The organism is Pseudomonas sp. R4-35-07 (assembly GCF_003852235.1).
Taxonomy (GTDB): domain Bacteria; phylum Pseudomonadota; class Gammaproteobacteria; order Pseudomonadales; family Pseudomonadaceae; genus Aquipseudomonas.
In genome coordinates, this window is record NZ_CP027732.1 from 5,337,136 (window position 1) to 5,352,944 (window position 15,809).

General features: G+C 61.6%; 15 protein-coding genes. 5 read left to right on the forward strand and 10 right to left on the reverse strand.

Translation table 11 applies throughout. The features are described from left to right. Positions 1–85 precede the first annotated feature (85 nt). Positions 86–973 carry an acyltransferase gene (locus C4J89_RS24470; protein WP_124364701.1) on the forward strand — a complete coding sequence of 296 codons (888 nt, stop codon included), beginning with the start codon at positions 86–88 and terminating at the stop codon, positions 971–973. Here C4J89_RS24470 and C4J89_RS24475 read toward each other — a convergent pair. Then, positions 970–1,542: a DUF2780 domain-containing protein gene (locus C4J89_RS24475; RefSeq protein ID WP_124364702.1), complete on the reverse strand. Its 573-nt coding sequence runs from the start codon at positions 1,540–1,542 to the stop codon at positions 970–972. The genes C4J89_RS24470 and C4J89_RS24475 overlap by 4 nt on opposite strands. A 125-nt stretch (positions 1,543–1,667) precedes the next feature. Here C4J89_RS24475 and C4J89_RS24480 point away from each other — a divergent pair, with 125 nt between their 5' ends. Then, entirely contained in the window at positions 1,668–2,126 is a 459-nt protein-coding gene (locus tag C4J89_RS24480; RefSeq protein WP_124364703.1) for an anti-sigma factor domain-containing protein, read from the forward strand. 148 nt (positions 2,127–2,274) lie between these two features. Here C4J89_RS24480 and fdhA read toward each other — a convergent pair whose 3' ends face one another. The 8 genes from fdhA to C4J89_RS24520 all read right to left on the reverse strand — a co-directional run bounded on the left by fdhA (position 2,275) and on the right by C4J89_RS24520 (position 12,242). Continuing rightward, positions 2,275–3,474 (reverse strand): formaldehyde dehydrogenase, glutathione-independent, encoded by a 1,200-nt coding sequence (gene fdhA, locus C4J89_RS24485; protein ID WP_065885453.1) that lies wholly within the window; start codon positions 3,472–3,474, stop codon positions 2,275–2,277. A gap of 196 nt (positions 3,475–3,670) precedes the next feature. Next, positions 3,671–4,528: a formyltetrahydrofolate deformylase gene (gene purU, locus C4J89_RS24490; RefSeq protein WP_124364704.1), complete on the reverse strand. Its 858-nt coding sequence runs from the start codon at positions 4,526–4,528 to the stop codon at positions 3,671–3,673. A gap of 120 nt (positions 4,529–4,648) precedes the next feature. Further along, complete coding sequence (locus C4J89_RS24495; protein ID WP_124415763.1) at positions 4,649–5,281, reverse strand: sarcosine oxidase subunit gamma; 633 nt, start codon at positions 5,279–5,281, stop codon at positions 4,649–4,651. Between the two features lie 138 nt (positions 5,282–5,419). Further along, positions 5,420–8,437 (reverse strand): sarcosine oxidase subunit alpha, encoded by a 3,018-nt coding sequence (locus C4J89_RS24500; protein WP_124408367.1) that lies wholly within the window; start codon positions 8,435–8,437, stop codon positions 5,420–5,422. After that, entirely contained in the window at positions 8,434–8,736 is a 303-nt protein-coding gene (locus C4J89_RS24505; protein ID WP_124372093.1) for a sarcosine oxidase subunit delta, read from the reverse strand. Before C4J89_RS24505 ends, C4J89_RS24500 begins: the two co-directional genes overlap by 4 nt. Before the next feature lie 15 nt (positions 8,737–8,751). Continuing rightward, entirely contained in the window at positions 8,752–10,002 is a 1,251-nt protein-coding gene (locus C4J89_RS24510; protein WP_010207084.1) for a sarcosine oxidase subunit beta, read from the reverse strand. A 22-nt stretch (positions 10,003–10,024) separates the two neighbouring features. After that, positions 10,025–11,278 (reverse strand): serine hydroxymethyltransferase, encoded by a 1,254-nt coding sequence (glyA, locus tag C4J89_RS24515; RefSeq protein WP_124415764.1) that lies wholly within the window; start codon positions 11,276–11,278, stop codon positions 10,025–10,027. Between the two features lie 235 nt (positions 11,279–11,513). Then, entirely contained in the window at positions 11,514–12,242 is a 729-nt protein-coding gene (locus C4J89_RS24520) for a TraX family protein (RefSeq protein ID WP_124415765.1), read from the reverse strand. A gap of 90 nt (positions 12,243–12,332) precedes the next feature. Between C4J89_RS24520 and C4J89_RS24525 the strand changes: the two genes are divergently transcribed. From C4J89_RS24525 to C4J89_RS24535, 3 genes are all read left to right on the forward strand, one after another. Continuing rightward, the gene (locus C4J89_RS24525) at positions 12,333–13,373 is read left to right on the forward strand and encodes a low specificity L-threonine aldolase (RefSeq protein ID WP_124364710.1); all 1,041 of its coding nucleotides are present in this window, start codon (positions 12,333–12,335) and stop codon (positions 13,371–13,373) included. A gap of 192 nt (positions 13,374–13,565) precedes the next feature. Then, positions 13,566–13,766, forward strand: a complete 201-nt coding sequence (locus tag C4J89_RS24530) for a hypothetical protein (protein WP_124368612.1) — start codon at positions 13,566–13,568, stop codon at positions 13,764–13,766. Between the two features lie 83 nt (positions 13,767–13,849). Then, positions 13,850–14,383, forward strand: a complete 534-nt coding sequence (locus C4J89_RS24535) for a transposase (protein ID WP_124364712.1) — start codon at positions 13,850–13,852, stop codon at positions 14,381–14,383. Positions 14,384–14,512: 129 nt separating this feature from the next. Here the strand turns inward: C4J89_RS24535 and gbcB are convergent, their stop codons facing one another. Then, positions 14,513–15,613: a glycine-betaine demethylase subunit GbcB gene (gbcB, locus tag C4J89_RS24540; protein WP_124364713.1), complete on the reverse strand. Its 1,101-nt coding sequence runs from the start codon at positions 15,611–15,613 to the stop codon at positions 14,513–14,515. Positions 15,614–15,809 lie beyond the last annotated feature (196 nt).

The window sequence follows — 15,809 nt, forward strand, 5'->3', positions numbered from 1 at the left end:
GAAACATTCGTACAGCCATTTGCGATTTGGCCTCTAGACTCACCTTGCTTATCATTGCCCGCCCACAGAATTTCAAGAGTTGCTTATGCGCCGCCTGCTCACCGGCTGTTTGGTCACACTGCTGCTGTTACTCAACACGCTGATTTTGATCGGCCCCTTGCTGGTGTTTGCCCTGCTCAAGCTGGTGGCACCGGGCCGCTCGCGTGACTATGCGTCATCGGCGGTGATGTGGATCGCCGAGACCTGGGCCGAGATCGACAAGCTGATCTTCGCGGTGTGCATTCCCACCCAGTGGGATATTCGCGGCGGTGAGGACCTGCGGGGCGACACCTCTTACCTGGTCATCAGCAACCACCAGTCCTGGGTGGATATTCCAGCGCTGATCCAGGCATTGAACCGGCGCACACCGTTCTTCAAATTCTTCCTGAAAAAAGAGCTGATCTGGGTGCCCTTCCTTGGCCTGGCCTGGTGGGCGCTGGATTATCCGTTCATGAAGCGCTACACCAAAGCGTACCTGGCCAAGCATCCGGAGTTGGCCGGGCAGGACCTGAAGATCACCAAAGAGGCCTGCGAGCTGTTCAAGCGCCAGCCGGTGACGGTGGTCAACTACCTGGAAGGCACGCGGTTCAGCGAGGCTAAACGCAAGCAGCAGGACTCGCCGTTTAACCGACTGCTCAAACCGAAGGCGGGCGGCGTGGCCTTTGTGTTGGCGGCGCTGGGCGAGCAGTTGGATGCCGTCCTCGACGTGACCGTGGTCTATCCACAGCCAAAGATTCCAGGGTTCTGGGATTTGATCAGCGGCGCAGTGCCGAAGGTGATCGTGGATATCCGCACCCGTGAATTGGACGCGGCGCTGTGGCAGGGGGACTACGAGAACGATCCGGCGTTTCGCCTGACCGTCCAGAACTGGGTCAACCAGCTCTGGCGGGAGAAGGATGCGCGCATCGAGCAGCTGCGCGCGCAGCAGTCTTAGCTGCCGGTGCCCCAGGCCTGGGCCAGCTTGCCCAGCACCGAGCTATCGGCGCCCTGCCCGCCCAGGTATTGCAGGATCACCGGGGCAAACTGACCGATCATGCCGCTGTCCATGCCCAGGGCGCTGAACGCGGTGTTCAAGTCATTGGTGTTTTTCACGTTGCCCAGCAGGCCGTCCAGGCCGCTGGTCTTGCTGCCGCCGGCCTGGCCGAGCATCCCGCTCAAGGCACCCAGGCTGCCCAGGGCGTTGTTACCCGACAGTTTATCGAGGCCCGGCACGCTATCGCCCAGCTGCGAAAAGTCATTGCTGCTCAGCTTGTTCTTCGCCAGGCCCAGCATCGCGCCCGTGCCGCCGACGGCTTGCTCCGGGGTGATATTGAGTTGAGAGGTCAAGGCTGTCAGCAGGTCGGCCGTCTCCGATGTTGGAGCAGCGGCGGCGGCTTTGTTGTTGCCACCCTGCATGCCGGAAATGGCGTTGGCCGCATCGCCAAGGCTGAAGCCTGCGGCAAACACCGGGCTGGCGGCCACGGTCAACAGGCAGGAAAGGGCAAAACCGCGTGAAATCTTCATCAAGACAACCTCAGGAGATAGGTGCAAAAGCAGGCGTTGGACTGGGTATCCCGTCGGTTGTTCCGGAACCCATCGGGGATAAGCGGGTCTAGGAACTGACTACAAAATTTGTCAGGAAGAGACTTATGACTGCGATCCAACCCCAAGTGATTGAGCACAAGCCTGCCTTCTGGAGCCGCCCGCGTCTGTTCATCGGCGCCTGTGCCGTAGTGGCTGCCGGCATCGGCGGCGCGCTCTACACCCAGGACAGCGTCAAATCCGCGGCGACGTTGGTGACAACGACCCAGCAGCCGGCCGCGCAAATCATGGCGCACAAGGATTATCTGGAAGTACAGCCGATTGCCGCCACGGCGCCTGCGCCCGACCAGAGCCTGGAGCTGTGGGCCATCCCCAAAGACGGCACGCCTGTGTCTCTGGGACTTTTGCCGGAAGATGGCAAAGGCATCATTGGTTTGAATCCACGCCAACAGGAAAGCATCAGCAAGCCGGTGGAACTGATGGTGAGTTCGGAGACCAAGGGTGGCTCGCTGAGCAAGCAGCCAACCGGCCCGACCGTCTACCAGGGGGCACTGGCCATACGCTAATCCCTAAAACACCCTAAATCCCTTGTGGGAGGGGGCTTGCTCCCGATAGCGGCAGGTCAGTCACACAGGCACTGACTGAACCACCACCATCGGGGGCAAGCCCCCTCCCACATTTGGTTTTCAGTGGCTGGGACATCTGCCCAAGGCTTTACGCCGCGCTGAACAGCTTATGCGGGTCAATCACAAACTTCTTCGGCACACCCGCATCGAACTCGCCATAGCCACGTGGCGCGTCATCCAGGCTGATCACCTGCACGCCGACGATTTCGGCGATGTTGATACGGTCCCACATGATCGCCTGCATCAGCTGGCGGTTGTACTTCATCACCGGCGTTTGCCCGGTGTGGAAGCTGTGGGATTTGGCCCAACCCAGACCAAAACGAATGCTCAGGCTGCCCATTTTAGCGGCGGCATCGACAGCGCCTGGGTCTTCGGTGACGTACAGGCCAGGGATACCGATCTTGCCCGCCACGCGTACCACGCCCATCAGTGAGTTGAGCACCGTGGCCGGGGCTTCGGCCTTGACGCCGTCGTGGCCGTGGCCGCGTGCTTCAAAGCCGACGGCATCGACGGCGCAGTCCACTTCCGGCTCGCCGAGCAGCGCGGCAATCTGTTCGTGCAACGGCGTGTCGGTGGACAGGTCGGCGATTTCAAAGCCCTGGGCCTTGGCGTGGGCCAGGCGGATCGGGTTGACGTCGCCGATGATCACGACCGCAGCGCCCAACAGACGTGCTGATGCGGCAGCGGCGAGGCCCACGGGGCCAGCACCGGCGATGTAGACCGTGCTGCCTGGACCAACGCCTGCCGTGACCGCGCCGTGATAGCCGGTCGGCAGAATGTCGGAGAGGCACGTCAGGTCACGGATTTTCTCCATCGCCTTGTCGCGGTCCGGCAGTTTCAACAGGTTGAAGTCGGCGTAAGGCACCAGCGCGTATTCAGCCTGGCCACCGGTCCAGTCGCCCATGTCGACATAACCGTAGGCACCGCCCGGGCGCGCCGGGTTGACACTCAAGCACACGCCAGTGTGCATTTCCTTGCAGGAGCGGCAACGACCGCACGCTACGTTGAAGGGCACCGACACCAGGTCACCGATCTTCAGGTTCTCGACATCGCTGCCCTTCTCGATCACTTCGCCGGTGATTTCATGCCCCAGCACCAGGCCGGTCTGGGCGGTGGTGCGGCCACGCACCATGTGTTGGTCGGAGCCGCAGATGTTGGTAGAGACCACGCGCAGGATGACGCCGTGCTCGATCTTCCTGCCACGGGGGTCCTGCATTTTGGGATAGTCGATTTTCTGTACTTCGACCTTGCCGTTGCCGAGATACACGACACCACGATTACCAGACATGCTTTCACCTCGCTGTTGTTTTTATGGAACTGCGTTGCCCTGTTAGGTGGGCAGCGCGTTTAAGTGCTCGGGTTACAGATGCTGTTTTTGCGTTGTTTGTGAGGGCCTCATCGGGGGCAAGTCGAATCGTCGCACCGCCCCTCCCACATTGGAATGCGTTCCCCTGTGGGAGGGGGCTTGCCCCCGATGGCGCCGGTCAGAGCACCACCGTCCGATTGGCGTTCAGAAACACCCGCCGCTCGATGTGATACCCCACCGCCCGCGCCAACGTGAGCCCTTCGATATCGCGTCCCTTGGCAATCAAATCCTCGGGATAGTGGCTGTGATCCACCACCTCCACGCCTTGGGCGATGATCGGGCCTTCATCCAGATCGTTGTTGATGTAATGCGCCGTGGCGCCGACCAGTTTCACGCCCTTGTTGTACGCCTGGTGATAGGGCTTGGCGCCCTTGAAGCCCGGCAGCAACGAGTGGTGGATGTTGATCGCCTTGCCATCCAGCTTGCGGCACAGTTCCGGCGACAGCACCTGCATGTAGCGCGCAAGAATCACCAATTCGGCGCCGGTGTCTTCCACCACTTGCCACACCTGGCGCTCCTGGGACGGCTTGTCGTTGGGGTCCAGCGGGAAATGGAAGTAGGGAATCTGGTGCCAGTCGGCCAAGGGTTTCAGATCGGGGTGGTTGGACACCACCGCGACCACGTCCATCGACAATTGGCCGATGCGCTGGCGGTACAGCAAGTCATTCAGGCAGTGATCGGCCTTGGAGACCATGATCACCACTTTGGGCCGGTAGTTGGGCGCCGTCAGCTCGAAGATCATGCCAAAGGCTTCGCCGCGCGTGGCCAGGCCGTCGCGAAAGGCTTGCTCGTCAAAACCGTCCGGCTGGCGAAATTCCACGCGGATGAAAAACCGGCCCGAGAGGCGGTCATCGAACGAGTGGTGCTCGGTGACGTAGCAGCCCTGCTCGAACAGGTAGCGGGTGACCGCGTCCACCGTGCCGAGCACGCTGGGGCAGTCGGCGGTTAAAATCCATGTATCGGGTGCGCGGCTCATTACGGTTGACTCCTTGATCGTTCCCACGCTCTGCGTGGGCATGCCGCCATGGACGCTCTGCGTCCGCTCTTGGGACGCGGAGCGTCCCGGGATGCGTTCCCACGCGGAGCGTGGGAACGATCAGGCTTGAACGCTCAGGCCAAACTCGGCGCAGGCGTCCTGCAACCACAACCACCAGTAGTCCGAGAAGCTGCGACGGATCAGCAGTTCCCAGGTGTCTTCTGCGGTATGACGGATCACCAGTTGCGACTTGGCGAACACCGTGCCCACCGCCTTGCCCACCGGGAAGTTGTTGGGGTGCACGTCGTAGCTGGTGGACTTCATCAGCACATCGCGCACGTTCGGACCACTGAGTTCAAGAATTTGCTGGCCGCCGCTGACGTTGACGATCTGAATATGCAGGTCGCCCAACGCCGCGCGCAGGTTTTGTTCGGCAGCGAACTCTTCGCCGCCTGGCACGATCAACAGCCACTCGTCCGGGCCGAGCCATTGCAGGCTGGTTTCACCGTTGACGATGACCTGCAGGGCGCCAGGCAGTTCGATGCCCAGGGCCTTGTGCACGCCGCTGGCGAATGCGGCATCGTGGCCGTCGCCGCGGAGGGTCAGGTGGCCCAGAAGCTTCTTTTCACGCACGGTCACGCCGGCATTCTTGCGGCCCTTGCCGACCAGGGTGGCGAGGTCGGCATGGTGCAGCGAGGACTCGGCCTTGGCGCCGGTGGTGGGGCGTTGTTGGTATACGTTGGCTGCTGTCATAAAGCACCTGTCTGAATTCTGTATTGATCGTTCCCACGCTCTGCGTGGGAATGCCGCCATGGACGCTCTGCGTCCGCTCAAGGGACGCGGAGCGTCCCGGGGATGCATTCCCACGCCGAGCGTGGGAACGATCAGGTATCAGATGTTCTGCCGCTCACCTTTCGGATCAAAGAACACCGAAGACACGATCTCCGCCTCGATCACGCTGCCATCGGCCTGGGGCGAAAACACCCGTTCGCCGATGCGCTTCAAGCCGCCCTTCACCACGCCCATGGCAAACGAATAGCCCAGGGAGTTGTGCGCATAGCTTGAGGTGACGTGGCCGACCATCTTCATCGGGATCGTCTGCTTCGGATCGAACACCAACTGTGCGCCTTCCGGCAGCCATACCGTCGGGTCAATCGGTTTGAGCCCGACAAGCTGCTTGCGCTCTTCACGCACGCAGTCTTCGCGGTTCATTCCGCGCCAGCCGATCCAAGAGAACGGTTTGGTACGGCCTACGCACCAGCCCATGTTCAGGTCGTCCGGGGTCATCGAGCCGTCGGTGTCCTGGCCGACGATGATGAAGCCCTTCTCGGCGCGCAGTACGTGCATGGTTTCGGTGCCGTACGGCGTCAGGTTGTACTTTTTGCCGGCCTCGACGATCTGTTCCAGCACGCCCATGGCGTAGTCGGCCTGCACGTTGACTTCATACGACAGCTCGCCGGTAAACGAGATACGGAACACCCGCGCCGGTACGCCGCCCACCAGGCCTTCTTTCCAGGTCATGAACGGGAAGCCGTCCTTGTCCAGGTCGATGTCGGTGACTTCACTCAGCAGTTTGCGGCTGTTGGGGCCAGACAGGGTCATGGTCGCCCAATGGTCGGTGACCGAGGTGAAGTACACCTTGAGGTCCGGCCATTCGGTCTGTTGATAGATTTCCAGCCACTGCAGAACACGCGCGGCGCCGCCGGTGGTGGTGGTCATCAGAAAGTGATTGTCGGCCAGACAGGCGGTGACGCCGTCGTCGAAGACCATGCCATCTTCCTTGCACATCAGGCCGTAGCGCGCCTTGCCCACGTCGAGCTTGGTCCAGGCGTTGCTGTAGATACGGTTGAGGAACTCACGGGCATCCGGGCCCTGGATATCGATCTTGCCGAGGGTGGACGCATCCAGCAGGCCGACGCTGTCGCGCACGGCCAGGCATTCGCGTTTGACCGCAGCGTGCAGGTCTTCGCCGTTGCGCGGGAAATACCACGGGCGTTTCCACTGGCCGACGTCTTCAAATTCGGCGCCGTTCTTCACGTGCCAGGCTTGCAGCGCGGTGTAGCGCACCGGTTCGAAGATGTGCCCACAGTGACGGCCCGCTATCGCCCCGAATGTCACGGGTGTGTAATTGGGACGGAACATGGTGGTGCCCATCTGCGGGATGGTCACGTTCAGCGAGCGGGCGGCAATGGCCAGGCCGTTGACGTTACCCAGCTTGCCCTGGTCGGTACCGAAGCCCAGCGCGGTGTAGCGCTTGACGTGCTCGACCGATTCGAAACCTTCGCGGGTAGCCAGTTCGATGGCGGCGGCGGTCACGTCGTTCTGCAGGTCGACGAATTGCTTCGGCGCCCGTGCGGTAACTTTTTCGTGCGGCACCTGGAACAGCGCCAGGGTCGGCTCTTCCAGACGGCTCAAGGCTTTCGGCAACACGCCTTCAACCGGGGCGAATCCGGCTTCGCTGGCCGCACGTACGCCGCCTTCGAACCCATCGGCCAGGGAATCGCCCAGGCCGTAGACGCCGTTGATACCGCCGACGCACACGCGTTTCTGCGGCGCTTCGCCCGGCACGAAACCGAGGATGTCTTCACGCCAGGTCGGCTTGCCGCCCAGGTGCGAGGCCAGGTGGACCACCGGGCTGTAGCCGCCGGAGCTGGCCACCAGGTCGCAGTCCAGCCACTCGCCGGGGCTGGTGACTTTGTGTGCTTTCACATCGATCGCAGCCACTCGGGCAGCGCTCACGCGCTTGGTGCCACGCGCTTCGACCACGGCGCTGCCGGTGAGGATACGAATGCCTTTGGCGCGGGCTTCTTCAACCAGCGCGCCGCGTGGATTGTGGCGTACATCGGCCACCGCGACCACTTGCAGGCCCGCATCGAGCCAGTCCAGTGCAACGCGGTAAGCGTGGTCGTTGTTGGTCGACAGCACCAGCTTTTTGCCCGGTGCCACGCCGTAGCGGCGCACGTAAGTAGAGACGGCTCCGGCGAGCATGTTGCCCGGCACGTCGTTGTTGCCGTACACCAGCGGACGCTCACACGCACCGGTGGCCAGCACCACACGCTTGGCACGCACGCGGTGGATACGCTGGCGCACCACGCCAATCGGCGCACGGTCGCCAAGGTGGTCGGTGAGGCGCTCGTGAATGGTCAGGAAGTTATGGTCGTGGTAGCCGTTGACGGTGGCGCGGGGCAGCAGCACCACGTCCGGCAGGGCTTTGAGCTCAGCGATCACGCTGGCGACCCATTCGGTCGCCGGCTTGCCGTCAAGGCTTTCACGCGAATCCAGCAGCGAACCACCGAACTCTTCCTGTTCATCGGCAATGATCACCCGCGCACCGCTGCGCGCAGCCGCCAGTGCAGCGGCGAGGCCGGCCGGGCCGGCACCGACCACCAGCACATCGCAGTGACGGTTGAAGTTGTCGTAGGTGTCCGGATCGTTCTCGGTCGGCGAACGGCCAAGGCCGGCCGCCTTACGGATGTACTTCTCGTAGGTCATCCAGAACGACTGCGGGTACATAAAGGTTTTGTAATAGAAACCCGGCGGCATCAGCTTGCCGCCGACCTTGCCGAGGATGCCCATCATGTCGTTGTTGACACTCGGCCAGCCGTTGGTGCTGGTGGCAACCAGGCCTTGGTACAGCGCTTGTTGCGTGGCGCGCACGTTGGGAATCTGGGTGGCTTCGGTGGCGCCGATCTGCAGCACCGCGTTCGGCTCTTCGGCGCCGGCGGCGAAGATGCCGCGAGGGCGCGAGTACTTGAAGCTGCGGCCGATGATGTCGACGCCGTTGGCGAGCAGTGCAGCGGCCAGGGTATCGCCTTCAAAGCCCTTGTAGCTCTGCCCGTTGAAGGTAAAGGTCAGGACTTTGTTACGGTCGATCCGGCCACCGTTGGACAGGCGATTGATCTGGCTCATACCTTCTCTCCAGCGGCCTTGGCGGTGAATTGCGGCTTCTCGCCGATCTTGTAGGTTTCAAGAATTTCGTAAGTCAGGGTGTCGCGCGTTGCGTTGAAGTACTGACGGCAACCGGCGGCGTGAATCCACAGTTCGTGGTGCAGGCCACGGGGGTTGTCGCGAAAGAACATGTAGTCGCCCCACTGCGCATCGGTGCAGGCATTCGGGTCCAGCGGGCGCGGGATGTGCGCTTGGCCGGACGCGTGGAATTCCTCTTCGGAGCGCAGTTCGCCACAGTGAGGACAGAAGATATGCAACATAGGAAATTTCTCCTGTTAGTGGGCGACGGCCGCAGCGCCGTGTTCGTCGATCAGCGCACCGTTGTGGAAACGGTCGATGGAGAATGGCGCGGCCAACGGATGCATTTCACCCTTGGCCAGGCTCGCGGCAAACACGTTGCCTGAGCCCGGCGTAGCCTTGAAGCCACCGGTACCCCACCCGCAGTTGAAGAACATGTTCGGCACCGGGGTCTTGGAGATGATCGGGCAGGCGTCCGGCGTGGTGTCGACGATGCCGCCCCACTGGCGGTTCATGCGCACCCGGGACAATACCGGGAACATCTCGACGATGGCCTGGATGGTGTGTTCGATCACCGGGTACGAACCACGCTGGCCGTAGCCGTTGTAGCCGTCGATACCGGCGCCGATCACCAGGTCGCCCTTGTCGGACTGGCTGATGTAGCCGTGCACGGCGTTGGACATGATCACGCTGTCGATAATCGGCTTGATCGGCTCCGACACCAACGCTTGCAGCGGGTGGGACTCGATCGGCAAACGGAACCCGGCGAGTGACGCCATGTGCCCGGAGTTACCCGCCGTGACCACACCGACGCGCTTGGCGCCGATAAAGCCCTTGTTGGTTTCCACGCCGATGCACACGCCGTTTTCCTTGCGAAAGCCGATCACCTCGGTCTGCTGGATCAAGTCCACACCGAGAGCGTCAGCGGCGCGGGCAAAACCCCAGGCCACGGCATCGTGGCGGGCCACGCCGCCGCGCCGTTGCACGGTGGCGCCGAGGACCGGGTAACGGGTGTTTTTCGAGCAGTCGAGGTACGGGATCTCGTCCGCTACCTGTTTGGCGTTGAGCAGTTCGCCGTCTACGCCGTTGAGGCGGTTGGCGCTGACGCGACGCTCGGAATCGCGGATGTCCTGCAGGGTGTGGCACAGGTTGTACACACCGCGCTGGGAGAACATCACGTTGTAGTTCAGGTCCTGGGACAAACCTTCCCAGAGTTTCATCGCGTGTTCATACAGGTGCGCCGACTCATCCCAAAGGTAGTTGGAACGCACGATGGTGGTGTTGCGCGCCGTGTTGCCGCCGCCCAGCCAGCCTTTCTCGACCACGGCCACGTTGGTGATGCCGTGCTCTTTGGCCAGGTAGTAAGCGGTCGCCAGACCATGCCCGCCGCCGCCGACGATGACCACGTCGTAGACCTTCTTGGGGGTCGGCGTGCGCCACATCTTCTGCCAGTTTTCGTGATGGCTGAGGGAGTGCTTGAAGAGGCCGAAGCCTGAGTAGCGTTGCATAGTCATTACTCCAAAACCGCGCTCAGCGATAAACCGGGAAATCAGCGCACAGGGCAGACACGTGCTTGGCCACGTTGGCCTCGACATCGGCGTCGCCGAGGTTGTCGAGGATGTCGCAGATCCAGCCGGCCAGTTCGATGCACTGCGGCACTTTGAAGCCACGGGTGGTGACCGCCGGGGTACCGATGCGCAGGCCCGAGGTCACGAACGGCGACTGCGGGTCATTCGGCACAGCGTTCTTGTTGACGGTGATGTGGGCGCGGCCGAGGGCGGCGTCCGCGTCTTTGCCGGTGAGGCCCTGACGGATCAGGCTGACCAGGAACAAATGGTTGTCGGTGCCACCAGAGACCACATCGTAGCCGCGCTTGATGAACACTTCGGCCATGGCCTGGGCGTTGTCGATCACTTGTTGCTGATACGCCTTGAAGCCTGGCTCTGCTGCTTCCTTGAAGCACACCGCCTTGCCGGCGATCACATGCATCAGCGGGCCGCCCTGGGCGCCGGGGAAGACAGCCGCGTTGAGTTTCTTTTCGATGGCTTCGTTGGCCTTGGCCAGGATCAGGCCACCGCGTGGACCGCGCAGGGTCTTGTGAGTAGTGGTGGTGACCACGTCCGCGTACGGCAGCGGGTTCGGGTACAGACCGGCGGCCACCAGGCCGGCGACGTGGGCCATGTCGACGAACAGCAGCGCGCCCACCTTGTCGGCGATCGCACGGAAGCGTGGGAAATCCAGGGTCTTGGAGTAGGCAGAGAAACCGGCCACGACCATTTTCGGCTTGTGCTCCACGGCCAGGCGCTCGACTTCGTCGTAGTCGATCAGGCCGGTGTCGGTGTTGATGCCGTACTGCACCGCGTTGTACAGCTTGCCCGAGGACGACACCTTGGCGCCGTGGGTCAGGTGACCGCCATGGGCCAGGCTCATGCCGAGAATGGTGTCGCCGGCATTGATCAGCGCCAGGTACACCGCACTGTTGGCGGAGGAGCCGGAATGCGGCTGCACGTTGGCGTAATCGGCGCCGAACAGCTGCTTGGCGCGCTCGATGGCCAGGGCCTCGACCTTGTCCACATGCTCGCAGCCGCCGTAGTAGCGCTTGCCCGGGTAGCCTTCGGCGTATTTGTTGGTGAGGCCGCTGCCTTGAGCTTCCATCACGCGCTTGCTGGTGTAGTTCTCCGACGCGATCAGCTCGATATGATCTTCCTGACGCTGCTCCTCGGCATTCATCGCCGCCAGCAGTGCGTCGTCATATCCCTGGATCTGGTCTTGTTTGCTGAACATCGCGTCTCTCCCAGCCTTTCGTATTGTTGAGGCCCGTGCAGGGCCCTTTGATGCGATGGTAGGGCTGGCGCGTGCAGGTCAAATGCCTGCGCACGCCACGCAAAGGTGCGTTTACGACATTAGATGAGCGACACGAAACAAATGTGGGAGGGGGCTTGCCCCCGATAGCGGTGGATCAGCTTGCAGATGCAGCGGCTGACACACCGCAATCGGGGGCAGCCCCCTCCCACAAGGGTTAAGCGATGATCTGGCGGATGAGTAGCAGCAGGAGGAAATGCGCGGGGTACAGAGCGTACGCCCAGCGACGCATGGCGGGCGGGGAGGCGCTTTTGGCATGTCGCAACAAGACCAATCCGGCCAATGGCGCGATCAGGCACGCGGCCAACCCGGTCAGCGCAACGATCGAGCCGCTGTTGAGCAAAATCTGCCATTGGTTGGCGGCCACGCAAACCAAGCCCGGCAATACACTGAAATACCATGGCCGACTGAATACCAGCAGCATCGCCAGTGGCAGCAATACACCAAAAAACCCGAACATCAGTTGCGTGGAAAATACAGCGCCTATTGCGAGCGCCAGCAGCGCCAATCCCCGATCAACCAGGGCTTTGTGCTGCCATCCCCTGGCAACCAGCACGCCCAGTGCCAGGGTCGGCAGCACATTCAACGTATCGGCATCTTCGATGAACAGCCGGTAGGGCACTTCGCTGATCACACTGAACAACAGCAGCCAGCCCAGGTAGCGCCACTGGCCGCTCATCGGCGCCTTGCGCGCGCGATGCAGGTTCGCCGCGATCGCCAGGCAAAACCACGGGAACGCCAGGCGCCCCGGCACGTACAGCCCATCCAGGCTCAACCCCACATAGCGCAGGTGGTCCAGCACCATGCTCAGCAGTGCCAGCCACTTGAGCAGATCCAAAGCGCCATCGCGGATACGTCCGACAGGAATCGTTTCAGTACCGTGCATAATTCCCCAACGACTTTGCATTTACAGTGCGTGCGCCCCCCTCCCAATCTTGGTTAAAGTGCGCACCAACATCGACCACAGGAATGGGCCATGACCGACAAGAGCCAACAATTCGCCAGCGACAACTATTCCGGCATCTGCCCGGAAGCCTGGGCCGCCATGGAACAAGCCAACCAGGGCCATCAACGCGCCTACGGTGATGATGAGTGGACCCACCGCGCCGCCGACGGTTTCCGCAATCTGTTCGAAACCGACTGCGAAGTGTTCTTCGCCTTCAACGGTACCGCCGCCAACTCCCTGGCGCTGTCTTCGCTGTGCCAGAGCTACCATAGCGTGATTTGCTCGGAAACCGCCCACGTCGAGACCGACGAATGCGGCGCGCCGGAGTTTTTCTCCAACGGCTCCAAGTTGCTCACCGCGCGTACCGAAAACGGCAAGCTGACCCCGGAATCGATCCGCGAAATCGCCCTCAAGCGCCAGGACATCCACTACCCGAAACCGCGCGTCGTCACGCTGACCCAGGCCACCGAGGTCGGCAGCGTCTACACCCCGGAGGAAATCCGCGCCATCAGCGCTACCTGCAAGGAACTGGGCCTGAACCTGCACATGGACGGCGCACGCTTCTCCAACGCCTGCGCCTTCCTCGGCTGCTCACCGGCCGACCTGACCTGGAAGGCCGGTGTAGACGTGCTGTGCTTTGGCGGCACCAAGAACGGCATGGCGGTGGGTGAAGCCATCCTGTTCTTCAACCACAAGCTGGCCGAAGACTTCGACTACCGCTGCAAACAGGCCGGCCAACTGGCGTCGAAGATGCGCTTTTTGTCGGCACCGTGGGTGGGCCTGCTGGAAAACCACGCCTGGCTCAAGCATGCGCGCCACGCCAACCACTGCGCGCAACTGCTCAGCAGCCTGGTGGCGGATATTCCTGGCGTTGAGCTGATGTTCCCGGTGCAAGCCAACGGCGTGTTCCTGCAACTCTCGGAACCGGCCATCGCCGCGCTGACCGCCAAGGGCTGGCGTTTCTACACCTTTATCGGCAAAGGCGGCGCGCGCTTCATGTGTGCGTGGGATACCGAGGAAGAGCGTGTAAGAGAATTGGCGGCCGATATCAGGGAAGTGATGAACGCTTGAAGTAGAAATCAGCCCAGCCCGTGCTGGCCGATTGCCGAGTCTGTTTTTTGATATTTCTGACAGCAGCGCAATGTGATTTCGTTGTCTAGCCTCTTGGAACCCGAAAGGAAACGCAGCGATACCTGCCACCTTTCGGGTCTATTACCCGTCGAATGATCGGCCGGAAATACCTATCCAATGGAGAGCTTAATCATGGAATATCAAAACAACATCAATACCCTGCAAAGCAACGGCACCGATAGCACCACCGTCATCGACTGGGACGAGTTCAGGAAACACGCCAAAGTCGGCGACACCATCCGCGAGCCATCCAGAACGCTCAGGATCTATGACAAAGTCTACGAAATGACCGCCTCAGGCCAACACTTCGTCATCCACATCTACGCCCAGTAACCCCCAGATCGTTCCCACGCTCTGCGTGGGAATGCCTCCTCCCCTGGACGCTCCGCGTCCCACCCCAACTCAAGGATGAGCACGTGGGTAGAAGCCGCTACGTCATCACCGAGCCCGAAAAGCCGCACTTTCTAACCTGTACGGTCATGGAGTGGCTGCCACTCTTCACCCGCAGTTACTTGGTGGACCATCTTTTAGATTGCTGGCGATATCAACAAAGTAACCATGCGTTAAACCTGTTTGGCTACGTCGTGCTGGAAAACCACCTGCACTTCGTTGCCCAAGCGCCCGACTTGGGAAAATGCGTCAGCCAATTCAAATCCTTCACTGCCCGCACCATCATCGACGACCTGCAAAGCAAAGGTGCGGAGCGCGTGTTACAGCGCCTGCGTTTCAGCAAACGTGCGCACAAGGCAGATCGTGTTTATCAACTCTGGCAGGAAGGCTCCCATGCAGAACTGGTCTACAGCGAGGCCGTCATGCGTCAGAAGCTTGATTACATCCATCACAACCCCGTGAAACGAGGCTATGTGGACCGCGCAGAACACTGGCGGTACTCCAGCGCTCGCAACTATGCAGGGATGGAAGGGCTGATCGACATACAGCCTTGGCTCTGATAAGCGGGACGCGGAGCGTCCCATGAGGCGTTACCACGCGGAGCGTGGGAACGATCAGCGCTAGTCAAGATCGTTCCCACGCTCCGCGTGGGAATGCCTCCCGTGGACGCCGCGTCACCAGCGCTCGGGTCAGAACTCGATGCGCACATCGCCCTTCGGCACACTGCAGCATGACAGGATGTAACCCTCGGCTTCGTCCTCTTCGGTAATCCCGCCGTTGTGCTCCATCTCCACCTCGCCGCCCAGCTTCATCACCTTGCATGTGCCGCAGATGCCCATGCCGCATGCTTTCGGGATCAACAGGCCAAGCTTGGCCGCCGCCGCATGCACGGTTTCGCCCGGCGCCACGCGAATGCTCTTGCCGGACGCAATGAATTCCACCTGATGCAGGTCCGCCAAGTCGACTTCAGGGGCATCAGCGGCCTGTTCGGCCTGCTCCACCGCGTCGGCCCGCGCTTCCGGCGGCGTCGCGCCGAAGGATTCTTCGTGATAGCGCGTCATGTCGAAACCGGCGGCTTCCAGCAGGCGTTTTACCGCGCTCATATACGGCGTAGGGCCGCAGCAGAACACTTCGCGCTCGAGGAAGTCCGGCACCATCAGTTCGAGCATCTTGTGGTTCAGATAGCCGCGGTACCCGGCCCAGGGTTCTCCAAGTCCATGCTTCTCGCAGATCAGGTGCAGGCTGAAGTTATCGATCCGCGACGCCATGTGTTCCAGTTCGCGGTGGTAGATGATGTCTTTCGGCGAGCGGGCGCTGTGGACGAAGACCATGTCGACATTGGCGTTGGTGTCGTAAAACCAGCGCGCCATGGACATCACCGGGGTGATACCGACGCCGCCGCTCAGGTACAACACTTTCGGATTGGTGTAGTCGATCGCGTTGAACAGCCCCACCGGCCCGTGCACCGCCAGCTCCTGGCCTTCATGCAGCGTGTCGTGCAGCCAGTTGGAAACTTTGCCGCCCGGTACGCGCTTGATGGTCACCGAAAAACTGTAGGGCACCGAGGGCGAACTGGAAATGGTGTAGGAGCGCATGATCGGCTGGCCTTCGATTTCCAGCTCCAGGGTGACGAACTGCCCGGGCTTGAAAAAGAACAGGATCGGTTGATCGGCCATGAAGCAGAAGGTGCGCACGTCCCAGGTTTCCTGGATGACTTTGACGCAACGGACGATGTGCCGACCATTGGCCCAGGTCTGGGTGGTTACCGGATTCAGGAAGCTGTTGGACATACTGTTCTCCACCGCCGAGGCTCGGCCTTATGGTGGCGATTCTGCGTAACGCGAGAATCCGCCATTTACCTATCTGCGACATTCACATACTTACCGCGACCAGCCCCCAACGACAGGGGGTTGCGCGTCGGGATCAGATTGGGCCATGTCGCCCATGGATAAGGTTCGACGCAACGCCGGGCCCACACTCGCTCCC

Coding starts and splice junctions, on each gene's coding strand:
- C4J89_RS24475 (WP_124364702.1), bottom strand. CDS start 1,542: ATGAAGATTTCACGCGGTTTTGCCCTTTCCTGCCTGTTGACCGTGGCC.
- gbcB (WP_124364713.1), bottom strand. CDS start 15,613: ATGTCCAACAGCTTCCTGAATCCGGTAACCACCCAGACCTGGGCCAAT.
- C4J89_RS24505 (WP_124372093.1), bottom strand. CDS start 8,736: ATGTTGCATATCTTCTGTCCTCACTGTGGCGAACTGCGCTCCGAAGAG.
- C4J89_RS24470 (WP_124364701.1), top strand. CDS start 86: ATGCGCCGCCTGCTCACCGGCTGTTTGGTCACACTGCTGCTGTTACTC.
- C4J89_RS24510 (WP_010207084.1), bottom strand. CDS start 10,002: ATGCAACGCTACTCAGGCTTCGGCCTCTTCAAGCACTCCCTCAGCCAT.
- C4J89_RS24520 (WP_124415765.1), bottom strand. CDS start 12,242: ATGCACGGTACTGAAACGATTCCTGTCGGACGTATCCGCGATGGCGCT.
- C4J89_RS24530 (WP_124368612.1), top strand. CDS start 13,566: ATGGAATATCAAAACAACATCAATACCCTGCAAAGCAACGGCACCGAT.
- glyA (WP_124415764.1), bottom strand. CDS start 11,278: ATGTTCAGCAAACAAGACCAGATCCAGGGATATGACGACGCACTGCTG.
- C4J89_RS24495 (WP_124415763.1), bottom strand. CDS start 5,281: ATGACAGCAGCCAACGTATACCAACAACGCCCCACCACCGGCGCCAAG.
- purU (WP_124364704.1), bottom strand. CDS start 4,528: ATGAGCCGCGCACCCGATACATGGATTTTAACCGCCGACTGCCCCAGC.
- fdhA (WP_065885453.1), bottom strand. CDS start 3,474: ATGTCTGGTAATCGTGGTGTCGTGTATCTCGGCAACGGCAAGGTCGAA.
- C4J89_RS24500 (WP_124408367.1), bottom strand. CDS start 8,437: ATGAGCCAGATCAATCGCCTGTCCAACGGTGGCCGGATCGACCGTAAC.
- C4J89_RS24480 (WP_124364703.1), top strand. CDS start 1,668: ATGACTGCGATCCAACCCCAAGTGATTGAGCACAAGCCTGCCTTCTGG.
- C4J89_RS24525 (WP_124364710.1), top strand. CDS start 12,333: ATGACCGACAAGAGCCAACAATTCGCCAGCGACAACTATTCCGGCATC.